Source organism: Agrobacterium sp. RAC06, from assembly GCF_001713475.1.
In the GTDB taxonomy this organism is placed as follows: Bacteria; Pseudomonadota; Alphaproteobacteria; order Rhizobiales; family Rhizobiaceae; genus Allorhizobium.
Genome location: NZ_CP016499.1, coordinates 3,003,060 through 3,023,406, shown reverse-complemented (window position 1 = coordinate 3,023,406; position 20,347 = coordinate 3,003,060). Strand labels below are relative to the sequence as shown.

Genomic DNA, 20,347 nt, shown 5'->3' with positions numbered 1-20,347 from the left:
CAGGCGATATAACGTCGGCTATTCAGGAGAATTTCGGCGCGAGCGCTTCCGCCCCGTCGATCAGAGCCGCAAGCGACTGCTTGATACGCCCCTCGACCTGGCGCGCCATCTGCGGATACTCCTCGAGCAGTCGGTGGAAGAGCGTGCGGGTGATCCTGATGACGTCGACATCCTCGACCGCAACGGCAGTGTATTTGCGCTCCACCATGGTGATCAGGGCAAGCTCGGACAACATGATCCCGGGACCGACCCGAGCTTCCAGATGCGGCTTTCCATCACGGCCGATGACATAAAGTTCGATCTCGCCGCGAACGACGACATAGGCGCATTCTGCCGGCGCCTTTTCCCGGAAGAGAGCCTGACCCGCTGCGACCTGCCTGTGCTCGGCACCGAAGGCGATCAGCCGCAACTGATCCTTGTCCAGACCGGAAAAGAGAGGCAGAGCCGACAAAAGCTCGATATCGTCGCTGAGTGACATGACGTTTCCTGGTCCGATCGGGCATCGTCGATACGCCCGCTGTCAGTCCATAACGCAAAACGGGGATGAAAACGACACAGAGGTCGCCTTCATCCCCGTCGCATTCTGATCCGTCGTTCAGGGAACGATCTTGTAGCCGCCGTTTTCGGTGACCAGGATTTCGGCATTCGAGGGATCGCGCTCGATCTTCTGGCGAAGCCGGTAGACATGGGTTTCGAGCGTATGGGTCGTCACGCCGGAATTGTAACCCCAGACCTCTTCGAGCAGAACATCGCGCGTCACCACTTTCTGGCCGGCACGATAGAGGTAGCGGATGATTGCCGATTCCTTTTCCGTCAGGCGGATCTTCTTGCCGTCTTCGGTCGTCAGCAGTTTCTGGCTCGGCTTGAAGAGATAGGGACCGACCCCGAACGTCGCGTCCTCGCTCTGCTCGAACTGGCGCAATTGCGCGCGGATACGGGCGAGCAGAACGGCGAAGCGGAACGGCTTTGTAACATAATCATTGGCACCCGCTTCGAGGCCGAGGATGGTATCGGAATCCGTGTCGTGACCCGTCAGCATGATCACCGGAGACTTGAAACCGCCCTTGCGCAGGAGCTTGACCGCTTCGCGGCCATCCATGTCCGGCAGCCCGACATCCATGATCATCAGATCGATCTGGGCGGATTTTGCCGTCTGCATGGCGCGGGTCGCATTGCTTTCCTGCATGAGCGCAAACTCTTCGTAGAGCGAGAGCTGCTCGACCAGGATCTGCCTCAGATCGTCGTCATCATCTACAAGCAGAATGGTCCGCGTCGTCATCCGTTATCCTTCCGAATTGGTCCCGTGCTCGGGTCTTGCTGCCCAAGTACACCGGATGTAAGCCTTACTCGCAGCCGTTTAAGGGCTATGAATACAACAATATTCACGAACAAGGCAAAAAGTCGTGACCAAGAGGCGGAAGGCAGCGAAAATCGCACGCTCAGCAGTCAAACGACTGTTGGTCCGCCCCGCTCCCGGCAATCAAAGACAGGCTATTCTTCAGGCGGGATCATTGGTCTTTCGAGCGGCCCTCGGGCGCGGCGGCCGCACCAGTCGCAAGCGTGAGGGTGATGGCGCGACACCGATCGCGGTCATGCCTCTGCTCTTTGCCTATCGCCGGGGTGACCGAGGGCCATGGCCCTCCACCCTCTTGAGCATGCGCCGATCATCATCCGACATGCTCTGGTGCGACGCAGTCGGCGACCCGAATTACAATCGCCCCGTCCGCGCACCCTTCAAACCCAGTCATGAAACACTGCAGCGGACCGACGAGCTGTATGACGTCTGCATCGTGCTCGACTGGAACCTGCGAAGCCGCAAGCGCAGATGTGGCTCTGCAATCTTCTTTCACATCGCAAGACCCGGTTACACACCGACAGAGGGCTGCGTCGCCATCAGTCCTCGGGATATGCGGCGCCTGCTCCCTCATCTCGGTCCCAGCACCACGCTTCAGGTTCTTTGAACGGAGATTAAGGGCTTTTGCGCGGAGCGGGCCTTTCACCGATGGCGGAGCATCCTAGATACCGAAGGGGCGGACGGCGCTTTTTTCGCGCCTCTTCGTGACCGCCAACGATTTCGCGCCAAGCGCAACGAATGAGACATCTGGAGATATTGATGACAGACCAAACGCATATTGCCCTGAACGACGGCGCCCGCATCCCCCAGGTGGGGCTGGGCGTCTGGCAGACCCCGAACGACGAAGCGGCTCCGGCCGTCAAGGCCGCGCTGTCGGCCGGCTATCGCCATGTCGACACGGCCGCTGTCTATGAAAATGAAGAAGGCGTCGGGGAAGGCATCCGCCAGTCCGGGATCGACCGGTCGGAAATCTATCTCACGACCAAGCTCTGGAACACCGAACAAGGCTACGAGCAGACGCTGAAAGCCTTCGATGCCAGCCTGAAGCGGCTGGGAACCGATTATGTCGACCTCTATCTCATCCATTGGCCTTCGGCTCATCGTGGCCTCTTCGTCGACACCTGGAAGGCATTCGTGAAGCTGAAGGAAGAAGGACGCGCAAAGTCCATCGGCGTGTCCAACTTCTATCCGGAGCACATCGAGAAGATCATCGCCGAGACGGGCGTAACCCCGGTCATCAACCAGATCGAACTTCATCCGGACTTCCAGCAGCGCGAGGCGCGCGCCTTCCATGAGAAGCATGGCATTGCGACGCAATCCTGGAGCCCGCTGGGCCAAGGCAAGCTGCTCGGTCATTCTGCCATTGCCGATATCGCCGCCAAGCTCGGTCGCACGCCGGCTCAGGTCATCATCCGCTGGCACATTGACAATGGTCTTGTGGTCATTCCGAAATCGGTCACGCCGTCGCGGATCAGCGAGAACTTCAAGGTCTTCGACTTCAAATTGTCGGCGGAAGATCTGGATACGTTGAACGGTCTCGACGATGCGGGCGCCCGTATCGGACCGGATCCCAAGACGGCAACCTTCTGATTCACGTGAGACACTGCGGACCGACATGAGACGGGCCGCCTCCCGAAAAGGAGGCGGCCCGTTTGCCATTCACTGTTTGACGGCCGAATCCCAGTGCTCGTCGGCCTTGCCGTCGACGATCCGCCAGGTGTCGTACCAGGTAGTGGTGTAGGTCTTCGACGGATCCTTGGGATCCTTCTCCTCACGGACGATGCCGACGGTCACCAGATCGCCCTCGGCTGTGACGAAAGCCACGGGGGTCGACAGCTTCTCGGGGATCGGTTTCTTCTCGACTTTCAGGACCTCTGTAAAAAACGCAACGACGGTCTCCCGGCCCGACGCGACGTTCGGATTGTGCTGGATGTAACGCTCCGTCAAAAAGCGGTCGGCCTGGTCCCAGTGCCCGGCCTCCAGAAGGTCGCGCATGATGTGATAGACGACCTGCTTGTTGGCATGCAGCTTTGGATCGGGGCTCGTGAACAGAGCCTCCTTGTCGGCCGCGGCAACCACAGCCTCCTGAGCGAAAACCGGTGCGGGATGAGCCAGCGGTGAAAACAGGCTGAGGGTAACGGCAAGAACGGCCGATTGCTTGATCATGGTTTCGACCTCAAAGACAGCAAGGGAAGACCATCCGTTGATATCGCTTGATGCCCGATGCAGGTAGAAGGCAGTTTTTTCAGCCGAAGTCTGTAAAACAGAACCGCCACGAGATCTGCTCCACAAGAACAAGGAGCCGGAGATGCTCTCCTGTATGGGCGCTTCTTGCCATCCCTGAACAAGATGTGACACTGTGCGCTGCCACAATTCGGGAGATTTCCATGCTGTTTCGCCGCGCTGTCCTTGCCGGTCTCTCCGCTCTTGCCCTGCTGCCTCTTTCGGCCCATGCAACCGAACTGCCGGATCTCGGCGGCAAGACGGTCGTCGTGGTGACGGAAAATGCCTATCCACCGCTGCAGTTTGTCGACCCGAAATCGGGTCAGCAGATCGGCTGGGAATATGATGCGATGAACGAGATCGCCAAGCGGCTGAATTTCACCGTCGAGTATCAGAACACCTCCTGGGATGCGATGATTCAGGCCGTGTCGGACAACCAGTTTGAGATCGGCATGACCGGCATCACCATCAAGGAAGACCGCAAGGAGAAGGTCGATTTCTCCGACCCTTACATGCGCTCCGAGCAGTTCATGCTGGTTCGCGGTGACGAGAGCCGGTTTACCGACGGCAAGAGCTTCGCCGCCGTTGAAGACGGTCTTGTTGGCGCACAGCCGGGCACGACCCCCTTCTACACGGCCGTTTATGAGATCCTCGACGGCAACGAGCAGAACCCGCGCATCAAGCTGTTCGAAACCTTCGGCGCGACCGTCCAGGCACTGAAGACCGGTGACGTTGACGTGGTGCTGACGGACGGCACCGCCGGCAAGGGCTATGTCGATGCCTCGAATGGCGGGCTGAAGCTCGTCGGTGGCCCGCTCGGTTCGGAAGACTTCGGCTTCATCTTCCCGAAGGGCTCCGAACTCGTCGCTCCCGTCAATGCTGCGATCGCCGCGATGAAGGCCGACGGCACCATCGAGACGCTGAACAAGAAGTGGTTCCTAGACTACAAGATGGGCGAATGAACCGCGTCCGTGCCTGCGACCTGAAGGCGGGTGACTGATGGCATTTCAGACCCTTCCCCAGGGTGACCAGAAAGGCGATCGGCCCTGGTGGCTGATCGCCTTCCTTGTGCTGGCGGCAGCCCTTGCTGGCGTCATCTTCGTCAGCGACCTCTATGCCCAGGTCTTCAACACGGTGGCCAAGGGGCTCTGGGTGACGATCTTCGTCACGCTGATCGGCTTTACCCTGGCGACGGCGCTTGGCCTGCTGATTGCACTCATGGGAATGTCGGACAGCCTTGTCCTGCGCCAGATTGCCCGTTTCTACGTCGAAGTCGTGCGCGGCATTCCGATCATCGTCTTGCTCTTCTACATCGCCTTTGTCGGTGCGCCCGGCTTCGTCGCGCTCTACAACCTCGTAACGTCACCCCTCGTATCGGCGGGCCTTGCCGAGCCGATGGTGGTGCGTGACATCTCCCTGATGTGGCGTGCGATCATTGCGCTGATGATCGGCTATTCGGCCTTCATCGCCGAAATCTTCCGCGCCGGGATCCAGTCGATCGACAAGGGTCAGATCGAGGCGGCCAAGGCGCTTGGCTTGAGCCGCGGCCAGCGCTTTCGTCTGGTGGTCTTTCCTCAGGCGATCCGCGTCATCTTCCCACCTCTGTCGAACGACTTCGTGGCCATGGTGAAGGATTCATCCCTCGTTTCGGTCCTCGGGGTTGCCGACATCACCCAGATGGGCAAGGTCTACGCCTCCGGCTCGTTTCGCTTCTTCGAGACCTATTCAATCGTGGCCTATGTCTATCTGGTGCTCACAATCGGCCTGTCGATCCTCCTGCGAGGTTTTGAACAGCGCATGAGGGAGCGTCGCGGATGAAGCTCCCTTCACTTGGCGGCACAGCGACGACCATCAACCGGGTCCGCTATTATGCGACGGGAATTGCCCGTCACGCGTTGCCGAGGGAGTGGTTTCTACAAAGAAGCAAGTCGATCCTGCGCGATCTGGAAGACGCGCCGGAACTCGATGAACTCGTTCGGCGCGCGAATTACTGCAACAAGTTGGGTCACGGTGCCGCAAAACCGGGTGTGAGGCTTGATGCAGTCGATCGAGGCCGGAGCCGCTACTACTTCGATCTGGACGAGTATCTGCGCTACTTTCCCACCCAACTGAAGGTCAACTATCTCTTCGGTGACGTGACCTGGGTTCCGAACGCGCCTAGCCTTGTCAAAAGTCGCCCGACTGACGGGGAGAACGGAAACTCCGTGCTTCTGAACCTCGACAAGCTCAGGCATTTCCGGCTGTGCTACGATGACACGCGCTGGGAGAAGAAGAAGCCCATGGCCGTGTGGCGCGGAGCGCTCAACAATCCGCTGCGCTCTGAACTGCTCCGCCGGCATCATGAGAGCGCGTTTGCCGATGTCGGCCATGTCGGGGACACCAAGGAGGGCTTCAGGTCAAAAGGATTTCTGAGCCCGCAGGACCAGATGGGTTATCGCTATATCCTGTCCATCGAGGGCTTCGATGTCGCCACCAACCTGAAATGGATCATGGCCTCCGGCAGTGTTTGCGTGATGCCGAAGGGGCGCTACGAGACATGGTTCATGGAAGGCGGCCTGATCCCCGACCGCCACTTCGTCGAGGTGCGCCCCGATTTCAGCGACCTAGAAGACAAGATTGCGGCGCTTGAACGGGATCCGCTTTGGGCACAGGACATCGTGGCGAACGCCAATGCGTATGTTGCCTCGTTCTGCGATCGAAAGACCGAGCGCAAGATCTCCCTGCTGGTGCTCCAGAAATATTTCGAAGCGACGGGACAGCTTCCCCCGTCAGCCTTCAGCCACCTTTTCTTTCAGCAGACGCGCGAATTTCAGCCTGGATGAACCGTCAATAGGTTTCAGGGACATACATGTCCGCCGGCACGGGATGGCGGATATAGTCCTCATTGCGCACCCGCGCGGGAAGCTCGATCGTTTCCTTCGGCACATGCTCGTAAGGCACTTGCTTCAGCAGATGCGCGATCATGTTGAGACGCGCCTTCTTCTTGTCGACGGCCTGGACGACCCACCAGGGTGCCTCCGGGATATGCGTGCGCTCCAGCATCTCTTCCTTGGCGCGGGTATAGCTTTCCCAGTGTACCCGGCTTTCGAGATCCATCGGCGAGAGCTTCCACTGCTTCAGGGGATCGTTGATCCGCATCCGGAAGCGGAATTCCTGCTCCTCGTCGGTGATCGAGAACCAGTATTTGACGAGGATGATGCCAGAGCGCACCAGCATGCGTTCGAATTCCGGGACGGAGCGGAAGAACTCTTCGAGCTCGTCCGGCGTGCAGAAACCCATGACCCGCTCGACACCGGCGCGATTGTACCAGGAGCGGTCGAACAGCACCATTTCACCCGCCATCGGCAGATGCTGCACATAGCGCTGGAAGTACCATTGGCTGCGCTCGCGCTCGGTCGGCGCCGGCAGGGCGACGACCCGGCAGACGCGCGGGTTGAGCCGCTGGGTCACGCGTTTGATCGCACCGCCTTTGCCAGCCGAATCACGGCCCTCGAACAGCACGACCACTTTCAGCTTCTTGTATTGAACCCAGTCCTGCAGGCGAACCAGCTCGTGCTGGAGGCGAAAGAGTTCGCGAAAGTAGATCTTCCGGTCGATCATCGGCTCTGACATGCCGTCGGCGACGAGCTGGTCGAGACGATCCTCCTCCAGCTGCTGCTCCAGCTCCTCGTCGAAGCTGTCGAGGAGTTCGGTCTTGATGCGGTGGATCTCTTCGTTCATGGCGCCGGTTCCGAGTGGAGTTCGATACTGACGAAGATCAATCATGCTTGCAAGAAAGCTTCATGACAGTCGCATGTCATGGGGCACTCGAAGCAATTGCCGACATTCATGAAAACTGGTATGACGCCGGTCATGGGATCGAAATTCGGATGCCTCGCGAACCAGTTCATCGTGCTGCAGGACCACAAGCGTCTGCCGGCACGCTTCTTCGCGCGCGTTCAAGGGGCCCTTGCGAGCCTTCGCGGCTGAGCTCCTGCGACCGGACAACCGGCGCGATAAGACCTCACACTTCAAGAAATCCCGTTACTTCAGTCTGGATGGAACTCACCCATGAGCGCACCTCGCACCCTTTACGACAAGATCTGGGATGACCACGTCGTCGATCGTCAGGACGACGGCACCTGTCTTCTCTATATCGACCGTCACCTCGTGCATGAAGTGACGAGCCCGCAGGCCTTCGAGGGTCTGCGCATGGCAGGCCGCAAGGTCCGCGCCCCGCAGAAGACGCTGGCAGTCGTCGACCACAATGTCCCGACCTCGCCGGACCGCCACCTCGGCATCAAGAACGAGGAAAGCCGCATCCAGGTCGAGGCGCTTGCCACCAACGCAGCCGAATTCGGCGTCGAATACTACTCGGCTTCCGACAAGCGTCAGGGCATCGTGCACATTGTCGGTCCGGAACAGGGCTTTACCCTGCCGGGCATGACCATCGTCTGCGGTGACAGCCATACCTCGACGCATGGCGCTTTCGGTGCACTCGCGCATGGCATCGGCACGTCCGAGGTCGAGCACGTGCTCGCCACCCAGACGCTGATCCAGAAGAAGGCGAAGAACATGCTGGTGCGCGTCGACGGGAAGTTGCCCGAAGGCGTCACGGCCAAGGACATCATCCTCGCCATCATCGGCGAGATCGGCACGGCCGGCGGCACCGGCCACGTCATCGAGTTCGCTGGCGAAGCGATCGAAGCCCTGTCGATGGAAGGCCGTATGACCGTCTGCAACATGACGATCGAAGGCGGTGCCCGCGCCGGTCTCATCGCGCCTGACGAAAAGACCTTCGAATACATCAAGGACAAGCCGCGCGCGCCCAAGGGCGAAGCCCTCGAGCAGGCGCTTGCCTACTGGAAGACGCTGAAGTCCGACGAAGGCGCGCATTTCGATCGCGTCGTCGTGCTCGATGCGGCGAACCTGCCGCCGATCGTTTCCTGGGGCTCTTCGCCGGAAGACGTCGTCTCCGTCGAAGGCGTCGTTCCCAACCCGGATGAGATCGCGGATGAAAACAAGCGCACCTCCAAATGGCGTGCACTCGACTACATGGGCCTGAAGCCGGGCACCAAGATCACTGATATCGCGGTTGATCGCGTTTTCATCGGCTCCTGCACCAATGGCCGCATCGAGGACCTGCGCGAAGTGGCCAAGGTCGTCGAAGGCAAGACGGTCGCCTCGACTGTTTCCGCCATGATCGTTCCGGGCTCTGGCCTCGTTAAGGAACAGGCGGAAGCCGAAGGCCTCGACAAGATCTTCAAGGCTGCCGGCTTCGACTGGCGCGAGCCGGGCTGCTCCATGTGCCTCGCCATGAACGACGACCGCCTGAAGCCGGGCGAGCGTTGCGCCTCGACCTCGAACCGCAACTTCGAAGGCCGCCAGGGCTTCAAGGGCCGTACCCACCTGGTATCGCCGGCCATGGCAGCCGCAGCCGCCGTTGCCGGCCACTTCGTCGACATCCGCAGCTTCAAGTAAGTCGGCATCAGACTGATGACATCAATGACCGTCCGCTAAAAAGCGGGCGGTTTCTTTTTGGCGCCCCGTTGCAAAGGCAGGCGAAGCGGCTATCGTCGCGATGTCATAAAACTGTCACATACCGCCCGCGGAACTCCCATGAACATCAGTGAATTTGCCCTCTCGCACCGCCGGTCGCGATCGTGAGTGCCGTTGCCATTGGGCTGGCGCTCGTCGCCGCGATCCTGCACGCCAGCTGGAATGCGTTCTTGAGGACCGGAGCCGATCGACTCTGGTCGATCACCGTCATGAGCCTGACCGGAAGCATCATCACGCTTCCCCTACTCTTTACCGTTGCCATCCCGGGCGCCGCCGCGTGGCCCTATATCCTGGCCTCGGCAGGTCTGCAGGTGGGTTACAGCCTGTTCCTGGTCGCAGCCTACAGGCATGGCGAGCTCGGCCAGGTCTATCCCATCGTTCGCGGCACCGTGCCTCTGCTTGTCACGCTGGGTGGCCTCGTCTTCTTTGGTGAGGTACTGGGACCCTGGCAAACACTGGGCGTGATCCTGATCGCGACCGGCATCATGAGCCTGTCGCTGGGCAAAACCCGGGCTGCAACTTCGTCGATCCTCTTTGCGCTGACGACCGGCCTCATCATCGCCTGCTATTCGACGGTCGATTCGCGCGGCGTGAAGCTGGTCGAAGAACCCATCGCCTATGCTCTCTGGGTGCTCTTTCTCTTTGGCATCATGATCACGATCGCCTTTGCCGTGACACGCAGGGGCCTGGTGATCGACCTGCGCTCGCCGCTGACCTGGAAGGCGGCCGGCGGAGGCGTCGTTGCCATGTTCGCCTATGGCCTCGTCGTCGTGGCCTACGCCTATGCCCCGGCGGGCCTCGTCACGGCGGTGCGCGAAACGAGCGTTGTCTTCGCGGTTCTGATCGGCGCGCTACTGCTGGGTGAGCCTCTGACGTTCCGGCGCCTGGTGGCATGCGTCATCGTGGCCGGCGGCGCTATCAGCGTCAGTCTCTGACAGACCGCCCAAACGAAAAAAGGCTCCGGAAACCGGAGCCTTTCGTCATTTCGTATGCTGGCAGCTGCTTATTCGGCAGAAGCTTCTGCGGCTGCTGCAGCTTCAGCGGCAGCGGCCTTTTCAGCGGCTTCGGCTGCTGCCTTTTCGGCGGCCAGTGCCTGTGCTGCGGCGACCTTCTCGGCTTCCAGACGTGCCTTTTCTTCGGCAACGGCGGCGCGTTCGGCGTCGTTCAGCTTGCGAGCGCGGGTGCCGGTGTTCTCGACGATACGAGCCGACTTGCCGCGACGATCGCGCAGGTAGTAGAGCTTGGCGCGACGGACCTTACCGCGGCGAACGATTTCGACGCTTTCGACGAGCGGCGAGTAGACCGGGAATACGCGCTCGACGCCTTCGCCGTAGGAGATCTTGCGAACCGTGAAGCTCTCATTGATGCCGCCGCCCGAACGAGCAATGCAAACGCCTTCATAGGCCTGTACGCGGGTACGGTTGCCTTCCTTGACGGTAACGTTGACGCGGACGGTGTCGCCCGGGGAGAATTCCGGAAGCTTGCGCTTGGCTTCGATCTTGGCGGCCTGTTCGGCTTCCAGCTGCTGAATGATGTTCATGTCTAACCTCGGTTTTCTTCTGAAACAGCCAGAGCGCTCAACGATGATCCCTTGGAACGAGCCTGAGGATATTGACCCTGACGGGCCGGAGCGAATTCGCAGTTCTTTGTTGTGGCAGACGGGCGAAGAGCCCATTTCCGAGGCGGCCAATACACCAAGACGCTCCGCTTGTCACCCCTAACGCGGCGAATTTTTGCATGGCCGATCCCGTGCGAAGCCTTGCGGCGCAGGAACTCTCCTCCTATCACGTCCTCCTCGTCACGGTGGAGATAGTTCGCATGTCTATGGCTCTGATCGCCCTGCTCTTCGCATCCGGCTTTCTTTCGGGAGCAGTGAATGCCATTGCGGGCGGTGGGACCTTCCTGACCTTCGGCGCGCTGACCCTCGCCGGCCTTCCCCCGATCAGCGCCAACGCGACCTCATCGGTCACGCAGTTTCCGGGCTATATCACCTCTACGCTTGCCTATCGCGCCGAGCTCAAGGAGATGAAGCGCGGCGCAATTGTGCTCGGCATCGTTTCGGCAGTCGGAGCGGTTGGCGGTTCGCTCTTCCTGATCTCGCTGTCGAACCCGGCCTTCCGCTCCATGGTCCCTTGGCTGCTGTTCGGTGCGACCGCTATTTTTGCAGCCGGCCCCAAGCTGAGGCCGAAGACCAAGGGCGAAAGCCATCCCGCAAGCCCTCTGGGCCTTGTGATGCAGGCTGTCACATCCTTTTACGGTGGCTTCTTCGGCGCTGGAATGGGCATTATGATGCTCGCCTCGCTGGGCTTGGCAAGCGGCGGCGACTATCACCGGCTGAACGCGCTGAAGAACTTCCTGTCGATCGTTATCGCGGCCGTCGCCATCGTGATCTTCGCCAGTGCAGGCGCACTATCCTGGCTGCATGCGGCCATCATGATCCCCGCTGTAGCGATGGGCGGTTATGCAGGCGTCGCGATGGCCAAGAAAGTGCCGCAGAACGTGCTGCGCTGGCTGGTCGTGGCGGCCGGACTTGGCCTTGCCGCCTACTACTTCTTGACCGGCTGATTGGGCAGCAGGTCAGGGCGCCGTTCGCGGGTGAGCTTCACCGCCTGCTCATGGCGCCATTTTTCAATGGCTGCGTGATTTCCCGACGTCAGCACTTCGGGAATTTCCCGCCCCTCGAAGACCTGGGGGCGCGTGTATTGGGGGTGTTCTAGCAGCCCGCCTTCGAAACTTTCATGCACGCCGGACAGTTGGTTGCCCATCACGCCGGGCAAAATGCGCACCACCGCATCCAGCAGCGTCAGCGCTGCCGGCTCGCCGCCGGAAAGAATGTAATCACCGATCGAGACTTCTTCGAGCTGGCGCGCATCGATAACCCGTTGATCGACGCCTTCAAAACGACCGCAGACGATGACTACGCCCTCGCCTTCAGCGAGTTCCCGAACACGTTCCTGCGTCAGCGGACGACCGCGCGGGCTCATCAGCAGCCGCGGCCGTCCATCGTCGGCTATGGAATCAATTGCGCGCGCAAGCACATCGGGCCGAAGCACCATCCCGGCACCGCCGCCCGACGGCGTATCGTCAACGCTGCGGTGCTTGTCCTCCGCGAAATCGCGGATCTGGACTGCTTCGATCGCCCAGTCGCCGCGCTCCAGCGCCCGGCCCGCCAAGGCCAGCCCGAGATGGCCGGGAAACATGTCCGGATAGAGCGTCAGGATGGAGGCCTTGAAGGGCATGGCGCGGTCAGCGGCCATTGTTCGGCCGCGGCTTGCCGCCGGCATTGCCGTAGGGCTTCTCTTCCCCATCATCCTTCAGGCCCGCTGCAATCGGATCGACAAGCAGGCGTCCGCCTTCGAGATCGATCTCGAGCACGGCCGCTTCGGAAAAGGGAATAAGCACGGGGCGCTTGCCGGGGCCCTTCAACTCGAGCAGGTCACCGGCGCCGAAATCATAGACGGCGGTCACAGCACCATAGTGATTGTTCTCGGCATCATAGACCTCGAGACCTTCGAGATCGGCGTAGTAGAATTCGTCCTCGTCGAGATCGTCATCCGGCAGCGCATCACGATCGACGAAAAGCTCGGTGCCGTTGAGTGCTTCAGCGGCATTGCGATCGTTGATCCCGCGGAAACGCACAACGGCAACCGTCTTGCCGTCACGGATTTCGAGGATCTCGAATTTTCGCCCGTCAGCCGCATAGAGGACGCCATAGTCACCGAGACCGAGCGGATCCTCGGTGAAGGTCTTGACCCGCACCTCGCCCCGGAGCCCCTGGGCGGCACCGATCACGGCCATCAGTATCGGATTTTCAAGCTTGCTCATGAGTGGGAACGGTCCTGCACACACCTCGGTTCGACATTCCTTTTATACCAAGTGTCGATGATAGGAACCCATAGGATCGGCTCGACCGCCCTTTCTGGCTAGGAGAGGTCCGAAGAGCGATGCTGGCGCATCGGTCAAGGAACTCGACGACGCCAGAACGGGCGGGAAGCCGACCAAAGGTGGCTTATTGTGGGCCTCTGGCGTTGTTGCGCCGCTTGGCCGATGCGACAGCATCGCCCGGCGCGCCGCGCCTAGCCAGAAACCCACAATAAGCCATCCTATCGGTTCCTATCATTGACACTTGGTATCAGGCGGAAGCGACCGGAAAGAAAACGCAAAAACGGGCGGTGGGATGACCCACCGCCCGCTGGAAACGGCTTTATGCCGATTATTCTGCAGCAGCTTCCGAAGCGGCAGCAGCAGCGTCAGCAGCCTTCTGGGCACGCTCGGCAGCGCGCTCCTGAGCCTTCTTGCCCGGCTTTGCCTTGTCCGGGTTGCTGCGGGTCGCGCGCTCGGCGAGACCGGCTTCAGCCATGAAGCGCAGAACGCGGTCGGTCGGCTGGGCGCCCTTGGCAACCCAGGCCTTGATGGCGTCTGCGTCCAGCTCGACGCGCTTTTCGTTGTCCTTGCCGAGCATCGGATTCCAGGAACCGACCTTGTCGAGGAAGCGGCCGTCGCGCGGTGCGCGGGCGTCGGCAACGACGATCTGGTAATACGGGCGCTTCTTGGAACCACCGCGGGCGAGACGAATCTTGAGGGACATGTGAATACTCCTTGAGGTTTAGTTCAGGTCGCCGCAGCAAACCCTGTTCTTGTTGAGGCCGCCGTCAGGCGGTCTTTTCGATTGCACCGCCATGTTCGGCGGCAATGGCTTCATGATGCCGGATGACTTCCTTGATGATGAAGTTCAGGAACTTCTCGGCGAAATCCGGGTCCAGATTGGCATCCTGAGCCAGACGGCGCAGGCGGGTAATCTGGTATTCCTCGCGCGCCGGATCGGCGGGCGGCAATTCGTGTGTGGCCTTCAGCACGCCGACGGCCTTGGTGCAGCGGAAGCGTTCCGCCAGCATGTGGACCAGCGCCGCATCGATATTGTCGATCGACTGGCGATAGCCGGAAAGCTGTTCCTTGACGGACGGATCAATCATCGGCGCCCTCTCACTTCTTCTTCGGCAGGCCTGGAAGGCCCGGGAAACCGCCACCGCCGAGGCCGGGAAGCTTCGGACCACCAAGACCCGGCAGGCCACCAGCACCCAGACCTGGCAAGCTGCCAGGCTTCATGCCGGCCGCTTCCGCCTGCTTGGCAAGCGCCTCGAGCTGCTTCGGATCCATATTCGACAGATCCGGCATGCCCATGCCGCCACCCATGCCGCCGAGGCCCATCTTCGAAGCGAGGCCGCCCATCATCTGCTTCATCATGCCGCCGCCCTTTTTGCCGCCCATGGCTTTCATCATGTCGGCCATCTGGCGATGCATCTTGAGCAGTTTATTGATGTCGGAGGCATCGGTGCCGGAGCCGGCTGCGATGCGCTTCTTCCGGGAATGTTTCAGAACGTCGGGATTGGCGCGCTCAGCCTTGGTCATCGAGGAGATGATGGCGAGCTGGCGCTTGAACACCTTGTCATCGAGGCCGGCGGCCGAGATCTTGTCCTTCATGCCGGCCATGCCCGGCATCATGCCCATGATCCCGCCCATGCCGCCCATGGCCTGCATCTGCTTGATCTGCTCGGCGAGGTCGTTGAGGTCGAACTTGCCCTTGGCCATCTTCTCGGCCATGGCGCGGGCTTTGTCCGCGTCGATGTTCTCGGCAGCCTTCTCGACCAGCGAGACGATGTCGCCCATGCCAAGGATGCGGTCGGCGATACGGCGGGGATGGAACTCGTCGAGTTCCGTCATCTTCTCGCCGACACCGATCAGCTTGATCGGCTTGCCGGTGACGGCGCGCATCGAGAGCGCCGCACCGCCGCGGCCATCGCCGTCCATGCGGGTCAGAACGAGGCCGGTGATCCCGACGCGTTCATCAAAATTGCGGGCGAGATTGACGGCGTCCTGACCGGTCAGCGAGTCTGCGACCAGCAGGATTTCATGCGGCTTGGCGCGAGACTTGATCTCGGCCATTTCCATCATCAGCGGCTCGTCGATATGCGTACGGCCGGCGGTGTCGAGGATGACCACGTCATGGCCGCCGAGCTTCGCGGCCTGGACGGCGCGGCTCGCGATATCGGTCGGCGACTGACCGGCGATAACAGGCAGGGTATCGATGCCGGTCTGCACGCCGAGCTGACGCAGCTGTTCCTGGGCGGCCGGACGACGCGTGTCGAGCGAGGCCATCAGGACCTTCTTCTTGTCACGATCCGTCAGCCGCTTGGCGATCTTGCCCGATGTCGTCGTCTTACCCGAGCCCTGCAGACCGACCATCATGATGACAACGGGAGCTGCGGCATTGAGGTCGATCGACACACCTTCGGTGCCAAGCATCTCGACCAGCTCGTCATGGACGATCTTGACGACCATCTGCCCGGGCTTGATCGACTTCAGGACCGAGGCGCCAACAGCCTTTTCACGAACCTTGTCGGTGAAGGCGCGGACCACCTCGAGAGCAACATCGGCCTCAAGAAGGGCACGACGGACCTCGCGCAGAGCAGCCGAGACATCCGCCTCGGACAGTGCGCCACGGCCGGTCAGTCCATTCAGAATGGAGCCAAGACGGTCCTGGAGGTTCTCAAACATCGGCTCTTCCTTGCATGGTTCGGGGAACCCCAAACCTCGGTCTTCTCCGCGCGGAAAACAAGACGCAAAGCCAAAAAGCACCCGAGGGCGCAACGCGCTGTCGGGTGTTGACCTCCGGGATCTCTTTATACCTGTTCGGGTCCCGGTCGGCGGCTCGGAGTGCTCGTCTCTTCGCAGATTGCGGCGGATAAACAGGAAAACGGTCGGGAAGTCAAGCAAAGCCCCGATTTTTCGGGAGATCCGCTGCATCCAGCAATCTGCGGCGGGCCTATTGCCGTAGAATTGACAAAACCACATATGGGTAAGCCATGAACAGACGCAGCTTTCTCAAATGGTCGGGCTTCGGCCTCGTTGCCGCAACACTCGGAGGTCTCGGCTTGCGCGAGGCACATGCGGGCAACCGCTATTATTCCGGTCCGATCTCCGACCATTTCGACGGCAAGGTATTCTTCAACCCGGGCGGCGAAGAGCCGCGTGGCTTCTCCGATCTGCTCCGCTGGCAGTTCGGCGGCGGCAAGATCGAGTGGCCAAGACCGGCCCAGGCTGCCGATGTCGTAACGATGAAACCGGAACCTCGCGTTGAAGGAAGCCGGCTCGTCGTGACCATGGTCGGCCACGCGACGCTTCTCATCCAAACGGCCGGCCTGAACATCCTGACCGATCCGGTCTGGTCGGAACGCGCAAGCCCTGTCTCCTTTGCCGGACCGAAGCGCAACAATCCGCCGGGCGTCACCTTCGACGACTTGCCAAAGATCGACATCGTGATCGTCACCCACAATCACTACGACCATCTCGACACTGCAACGCTGAGGCGCCTCTTCAGGCGGGACAATCCGCGCATCGTCACCACCCTCGGCAACGACACCATCATGCGCGACGACATGCCGGGCATGGTGGCTGATGTCATGGATTGGGGTGACCGGGTCGAGATCGGTAAGGGCGTGGCCATCCATTGCGAGCCCTGCCATCACTGGTCGGCGCGCGGTATGGGCGACCGGCGCATGGCGCTCTGGGCTGCCTTCGTCATCGAGACGCCAGGCGGCAAGATCTATCACATCGGCGATACCGGCTATGCCGAAGGAAAGCACTATCGCGAGATCAAGGCAAAGCATGGCGACATCAGGATCGCCATCATGCCGATCGGCGCCTACGAGCCGCGCTGGTTCATGAAGGCGCAGCACCAGAACCCGGAAGAAGCGATCGAAGGCTTCCGCTTGAGCGGCGCGGCCTTCGGCATAGGCCACCATTTCGGCACGTTCCAGCTGACCAATGAAGGCATCGACGATCCGCCGAAGGCACTGGGCGTGGCCATGTCTGCGGCCGGCATTGGCAATGAGCGCTTCAAGGGATTGCGCCCCGGCCAGCAGTTCGAGGTGCCTCGCGCCGGCGCCTGAGGCTCACCTTCCGCGTTGACAGACCGGCCGCTTTTGGCCAGACTTAATGCATTCACCAGGGGTGTCCCGACAAGGGGCTGAGATTTCGCTACGCCAAACCGCAAGGGACAAGCAGCGCGATGACCCGTTGAACCTGATCCAGTTCATACTGGCGTAGGGACGGTGCGAGCGCTGCAAAAACGACGATTCGGAATCCGAATCCCGTGGCGTCTTTCCATCATTCCGGCTGACATGACTGGGTCTCCAACCTGAACACTTGGAGCTCCATGATGAACATTGCCCCGCATTTCGACAGGCCCGACGTCACCACCGGTCCGCTTCCCGCCTCGACCAAGATCTTTCTGCCCGGAGACATCCATCCGGACATTCGCGTACCCCTGCGCCAGATCACCCTGCACCCAACCTCCGGCGAACCGCCTGTGAATGTCTATGACGCATCGGGACCCTACACCGATCCGCAAGCCACTATCGCAATCGATCAAGGCCTCACGCGGCACCGGACAGCCTGGGTCCAGATACGCGGCGATGTCGAGGCCTATGACGGCCGCGCGATCAAGCCCGAAGACAACGGCTTCGTCTCTGCCGACAAGATGACCCCGGTGTTTCCCGTGAAACATCAACCCCTTCGCGCAACGGGCGGCAAGGCCGTCACACAGCTCGCCTATGCCCGCGCCGGCATCATCACGCCGGAAATGGAATTTGTCGCGATCCGAGAAAACCTCGGCCGCAAGGCAGCGAAGGAAGCGCTTGTCCGTGACGGTGAAAGCTTCGGCGCCGCTATCCCGGATCACGTCACGCCGGAATTCGTCCGCCAGGAGATCGCCTCAGGGAGGGCCATCATCCCCGCCAACATCAACCATCCCGAACTCGAACCGATGATCATCGGCCGGAATTTCCTGGTGAAGATCAACGCCAATATAGGCAACTCGGCCGTCACCTCTTCCATGGCCGAGGAAGTCGAGAAGATGGTCTGGGCGATCCGCTGGGGAGCCGACACGGTCATGGATCTCTCGACCGGGCGCAACATTCACAACATCCGCGACTGGATCCTGCGCAACTCGCCTGTTCCGATCGGCACCGTGCCGCTCTACCAGGCGCTGGAGAAGGTCGGCGGCATTGCCGAGGATCTGACCTGGGAGGTCTATCGCGACACGCTGATCGAACAGGCCGAGCAGGGCGTCGACTATTTTACCATCCATGCTGGCGTGCGGCTGCATTACATCCCGCTGACCGTCAACCGCGTCACCGGCATCGTCTCGCGCGGCGGTTCGATCATGGCCAAGTGGTGTCTGCATCATCACAAGGAAAGCTTCCTCTACGAGCATTTCGAGGAAATCTGCGACATCTGCCGCGCCTACGATGTCTCCTTCTCACTGGGCGATGGCTTGCGCCCCGGCTCGATTGCCGATGCCAATGATGCCGCCCAGTTTGCCGAACTCGAAACGCTGGGTGAGCTGACGCAGATCGCTTGGGGCAAGGATTGCCAGGTGATGATCGAAGGGCCCGGCCATGTTCCGATGCACAAGATCAAGGAAAACATGGACAAGCAGCTGAAGACCTGCGGCGAGGCGCCCTTCTATACGCTGGGACCGCTGACGACGGATATCGCGCCCGGTTACGACCACATCACCTCCGGCATCGGGGCGGCGATGATCGGCTGGTTCGGCACGGCGATGCTTTGCTATGTCACGCCGAAGGAGCATCTGGGTCTGCCCGACCGCGACGACGTGAAGGTGGGTGTCATCACCTACAAGATCGCCGCCCATGCCGCCGATCTCGCAAAGGGCCATCCGGCAGCGCAGCTGCGCGACGATGCGCTTTCCCGCGCCCGCTTCGAATTCCGCTGGGAAGACCAGTTCAACCTGTCGCTCGATCCGGAAACCGCGCGCTCCATGCATGACGAAACCCTGCCGAAAGAGGCCCACAAGGTCGCGCATTTCTGCTCGATGTGCGGGCCGAAATTCTGCTCGATGCGCATCTCGCATGACATCCGCGCCGAGGCTCAGAAGGAGGGCCTGACCGCCATGGCGGAGAAATACCGCGCCGGCGGCGATCTCTACATGACGTCGGACGAGATCGAAGCGCTTGAGGCGGGGGAACGGTCATGACCGTTCTGGTGAAGGGGGCTGGTGTCGCAGGGCTCGCGACGGCGCTGGAACTGGCGCGCAGGGGTGTCTCCGTCGAGGTCGTGGAGCGCCGGGCCGATATCGGGCTTGGCGCCTCCCATTGGGCGGGCGGCATGCTCGCCCCCTATTGCGAGCGAGAGGCGGCGGAAGAGATCGTGCTGACATCAGGCCTTTCCGCTGCCGACTGGTGGGACGAGGCCGTGCCCGGTCTCGTCCAGCGCCGGGGCACGCTCGTGCTGGCCAATCCGCGCGATCTTGCCGATCTCAAGCGCTTTGCGGCCCGCACGCGCGGCCATCGCTGGCTGGGCGAGGAAGAGATCGCCGACCTTGAGCCGGATCTGGCTGGGCGTTTCGGCAGCGGCCTGTTCTTTTCAGAGGAGACCCATCTCGATCCCCGCAAAGCCTTGCGGGGTCTTTATCGGGCGGCGCGGCAGCTCGGTGTCTCCTTCCGCTTCGGGGAGGAGGCCGGTGATACGGGAGACTATGCGAGCGTCGTGGATTGCCGGGGACCACAGGCGATCGGTGAGATCGACGGATTGCGCGGTGTGCGCGGCGAGATGCTCTATCTCGAGACGGGTGACGTCACCCTCTCCCGTCCCGTGCGTCTGCTGCATCCCCGCCACCCCCTCTACATAGTACCGCGCGGCAACGGGCTTTTCATGCTGGGCGCGACCATGATTGAGACTGACGATGACGGACCGATCACGGCGCGCTCGATGATGGAGCTGCTGAACACCGCCTATGCGCTGCACCCGGCCTTTGCCGAGGCGCGCATCGTGGAAACCGGCACCGGCATCCGCCCGGCTTTCCCGGACAATGTGCCACGCCTCATCAAAACCTCAGACGGCCTGGCAGTGGCCGGCATGCACCGCCACGGCTTTCTGCTCGCGCCGGCACTGGCGCGTCAGGCGGCGGAGAGGCTGACGACCACAAACGCAATCGAGAGAAGGAGGAGCGCATGAAGCTCACCGTCAACGGAGAAGCTCTGGAGCTCGATGCCGGCAACCTCGCCGATCTCCTCGCCAAGCTCGACTACGAGGGCGACTGGCTGGCAACCGCCGTGAACGGCGAGCTCGTCCATCGCGAGGAGCGTGCCGCCCATCCTTTGAACGATGGCGACCGGATCGAAATCCTATCGCCCATGCAGGGAGGCTGAC

Annotated in this window: 23 protein-coding genes and 1 riboswitch; of the genes, 13 read left to right on the top strand and 10 right to left on the bottom strand. The window is 61.2% G+C overall.

The window, feature by feature from the left end; translation table 11 throughout:
* Window positions 1-22 precede the first annotated feature (22 nt).
* Both BSY240_RS14555 and BSY240_RS14550 read right to left on the bottom strand, forming a co-directional pair.
* Window positions 23-478 carry a cyclic nucleotide-binding domain-containing protein gene (locus BSY240_RS14555; protein WP_054149799.1) on the bottom strand — a complete coding sequence of 152 codons (456 nt, stop codon included), beginning with the start codon at window positions 476-478 and terminating at the stop codon, window positions 23-25.
* 117 nt (window positions 479-595) lie between these two features.
* Entirely contained in the window at window positions 596-1,279 is a 684-nt protein-coding gene (locus BSY240_RS14550) for a response regulator transcription factor (RefSeq protein ID WP_069042776.1), read from the bottom strand.
* 151 nt (window positions 1,280-1,430) lie between these two features.
* Between BSY240_RS14550 and BSY240_RS14545 the strand changes: the two genes are divergently transcribed.
* Together BSY240_RS14545 and BSY240_RS14540 are read left to right on the top strand one after the other, a co-directional pair.
* Window positions 1,431-1,961 (top strand): L,D-transpeptidase family protein, encoded by a 531-nt coding sequence (locus BSY240_RS14545; RefSeq protein WP_069043993.1) that lies wholly within the window; start codon window positions 1,431-1,433, stop codon window positions 1,959-1,961.
* A gap of 152 nt (window positions 1,962-2,113) precedes the next feature.
* Window positions 2,114-2,944, top strand: a complete 831-nt coding sequence (locus BSY240_RS14540) for an aldo/keto reductase (protein WP_069042775.1) — start codon at window positions 2,114-2,116, stop codon at window positions 2,942-2,944.
* Between the two features lie 69 nt (window positions 2,945-3,013).
* Here the strand turns inward: BSY240_RS14540 and BSY240_RS14535 are convergent, their stop codons facing one another.
* Window positions 3,014-3,520, bottom strand: coding sequence for a nuclear transport factor 2 family protein (locus BSY240_RS14535; RefSeq protein WP_069042774.1), 507 nt, complete (start codon window positions 3,518-3,520; stop codon window positions 3,014-3,016).
* Between the two features lie 221 nt (window positions 3,521-3,741).
* Between BSY240_RS14535 and BSY240_RS14530 the strand changes: the two genes are divergently transcribed.
* Genes BSY240_RS14530 through BSY240_RS14520 form a run of 3 tightly spaced genes read left to right on the top strand, consistent with a single transcriptional unit; the run spans window position 3,742 to window position 6,399 of the window.
* Window positions 3,742-4,539, top strand: coding sequence for a transporter substrate-binding domain-containing protein (locus BSY240_RS14530; protein WP_054149795.1), 798 nt, complete (start codon window positions 3,742-3,744; stop codon window positions 4,537-4,539).
* 37 nt (window positions 4,540-4,576) lie between these two features.
* Window positions 4,577-5,395: an amino acid ABC transporter permease gene (locus tag BSY240_RS14525; protein WP_069042773.1), complete on the top strand. Its 819-nt coding sequence runs from the start codon at window positions 4,577-4,579 to the stop codon at window positions 5,393-5,395.
* Window positions 5,392-6,399 carry a glycosyl transferase family 90 gene (locus tag BSY240_RS14520; protein WP_069042772.1) on the top strand — a complete coding sequence of 336 codons (1,008 nt, stop codon included), beginning with the start codon at window positions 5,392-5,394 and terminating at the stop codon, window positions 6,397-6,399. The genes BSY240_RS14525 and BSY240_RS14520 overlap by 4 nt, the downstream gene beginning before the upstream one ends.
* A 4-nt stretch (window positions 6,400-6,403) precedes the next feature.
* Here BSY240_RS14520 and ppk2 read toward each other — a convergent pair whose 3' ends face one another.
* Window positions 6,404-7,297: a polyphosphate kinase 2 gene (gene ppk2, locus BSY240_RS14515; RefSeq protein ID WP_054150073.1), complete on the bottom strand. Its 894-nt coding sequence runs from the start codon at window positions 7,295-7,297 to the stop codon at window positions 6,404-6,406.
* 108 nt (window positions 7,298-7,405) lie between these two features.
* Between ppk2 and BSY240_RS24175 the strand changes: the two genes are divergently transcribed.
* The 3 genes from BSY240_RS24175 to BSY240_RS14505 all read left to right on the top strand — a co-directional run bounded on the left by BSY240_RS24175 (window position 7,406) and on the right by BSY240_RS14505 (window position 10,050).
* Entirely contained in the window at window positions 7,406-7,546 is a 141-nt protein-coding gene (locus BSY240_RS24175) for a hypothetical protein (protein ID WP_153763278.1), read from the top strand.
* A gap of 81 nt (window positions 7,547-7,627) precedes the next feature.
* Window positions 7,628-9,037 carry a 3-isopropylmalate dehydratase large subunit gene (gene leuC, locus BSY240_RS14510; protein WP_054150072.1) on the top strand — a complete coding sequence of 470 codons (1,410 nt, stop codon included), beginning with the start codon at window positions 7,628-7,630 and terminating at the stop codon, window positions 9,035-9,037.
* A gap of 182 nt (window positions 9,038-9,219) precedes the next feature.
* On the top strand, window positions 9,220-10,050 hold the full coding sequence (locus tag BSY240_RS14505) for a DMT family transporter (protein WP_054150071.1): 831 nt from the start codon (window positions 9,220-9,222) through the stop codon (window positions 10,048-10,050).
* 68 nt (window positions 10,051-10,118) lie between these two features.
* Here BSY240_RS14505 and rplS read toward each other — a convergent pair whose 3' ends face one another.
* Window positions 10,119-10,655: a 50S ribosomal protein L19 gene (gene rplS, locus BSY240_RS14500; RefSeq protein WP_054150070.1), complete on the bottom strand. Its 537-nt coding sequence runs from the start codon at window positions 10,653-10,655 to the stop codon at window positions 10,119-10,121.
* 278 nt (window positions 10,656-10,933) lie between these two features.
* Here rplS and BSY240_RS14495 point away from each other — a divergent pair, with 278 nt between their 5' ends.
* Window positions 10,934-11,680 (top strand): sulfite exporter TauE/SafE family protein, encoded by a 747-nt coding sequence (locus tag BSY240_RS14495; RefSeq protein ID WP_069043991.1) that lies wholly within the window; start codon window positions 10,934-10,936, stop codon window positions 11,678-11,680.
* Here the strand turns inward: BSY240_RS14495 and trmD are convergent.
* The 5 genes from trmD to ffh all read right to left on the bottom strand — a co-directional run bounded on the left by trmD (window position 11,662) and on the right by ffh (window position 15,670).
* Window positions 11,662-12,354 (bottom strand): tRNA (guanosine(37)-N1)-methyltransferase TrmD, encoded by a 693-nt coding sequence (gene trmD, locus BSY240_RS14490; protein ID WP_069043992.1) that lies wholly within the window; start codon window positions 12,352-12,354, stop codon window positions 11,662-11,664. The two genes, BSY240_RS14495 and trmD, sit on opposite strands and share 19 nt — an antisense overlap.
* A gap of 7 nt (window positions 12,355-12,361) precedes the next feature.
* A complete protein-coding gene (gene rimM / locus BSY240_RS14485) occupies window positions 12,362-12,940 on the bottom strand; it encodes a ribosome maturation factor RimM (protein ID WP_054150069.1) in 579 nt (192 codons plus the stop codon).
* Window positions 12,941-13,328: 388 nt separating this feature from the next.
* Window positions 13,329-13,703, bottom strand: coding sequence for a 30S ribosomal protein S16 (rpsP, locus tag BSY240_RS14480; RefSeq protein WP_054150068.1), 375 nt, complete (start codon window positions 13,701-13,703; stop codon window positions 13,329-13,331).
* 64 nt (window positions 13,704-13,767) lie between these two features.
* The gene (locus BSY240_RS14475; RefSeq protein ID WP_069042771.1) at window positions 13,768-14,088 is read right to left on the bottom strand and encodes a chorismate mutase; all 321 of its coding nucleotides are present in this window, start codon (window positions 14,086-14,088) and stop codon (window positions 13,768-13,770) included.
* A gap of 10 nt (window positions 14,089-14,098) precedes the next feature.
* Complete coding sequence (gene ffh / locus BSY240_RS14470) at window positions 14,099-15,670, bottom strand: signal recognition particle protein (protein WP_069042770.1); 1,572 nt, start codon at window positions 15,668-15,670, stop codon at window positions 14,099-14,101.
* 308 nt (window positions 15,671-15,978) lie between these two features.
* On the opposite strand from ffh, the gene BSY240_RS14465 reads away from it, so the two are divergent.
* From BSY240_RS14465 to thiS, 4 genes are all read left to right on the top strand, one after another.
* Entirely contained in the window at window positions 15,979-17,064 is a 1,086-nt protein-coding gene (locus BSY240_RS14465; RefSeq protein WP_069042769.1) for an MBL fold metallo-hydrolase, read from the top strand.
* Window positions 17,065-17,111: 47 nt separating this feature from the next.
* Window positions 17,112-17,242: riboswitch (TPP riboswitch) on the top strand.
* A 91-nt stretch (window positions 17,243-17,333) separates the two neighbouring features.
* Complete coding sequence (gene thiC, locus BSY240_RS14460) at window positions 17,334-19,172, top strand: phosphomethylpyrimidine synthase ThiC (RefSeq protein ID WP_069042768.1); 1,839 nt, start codon at window positions 17,334-17,336, stop codon at window positions 19,170-19,172.
* Entirely contained in the window at window positions 19,169-20,152 is a 984-nt protein-coding gene (gene thiO / locus BSY240_RS14455) for a glycine oxidase ThiO (RefSeq protein ID WP_069042767.1), read from the top strand. Before thiC ends, thiO begins: the two co-directional genes overlap by 4 nt.
* Window positions 20,149-20,346 (top strand): sulfur carrier protein ThiS, encoded by a 198-nt coding sequence (thiS, locus tag BSY240_RS14450; protein ID WP_069042766.1) that lies wholly within the window; start codon window positions 20,149-20,151, stop codon window positions 20,344-20,346. The genes thiO and thiS overlap by 4 nt, the downstream gene beginning before the upstream one ends.
* The last annotated feature ends 1 nt before the right edge of the window (window position 20,347 follow it).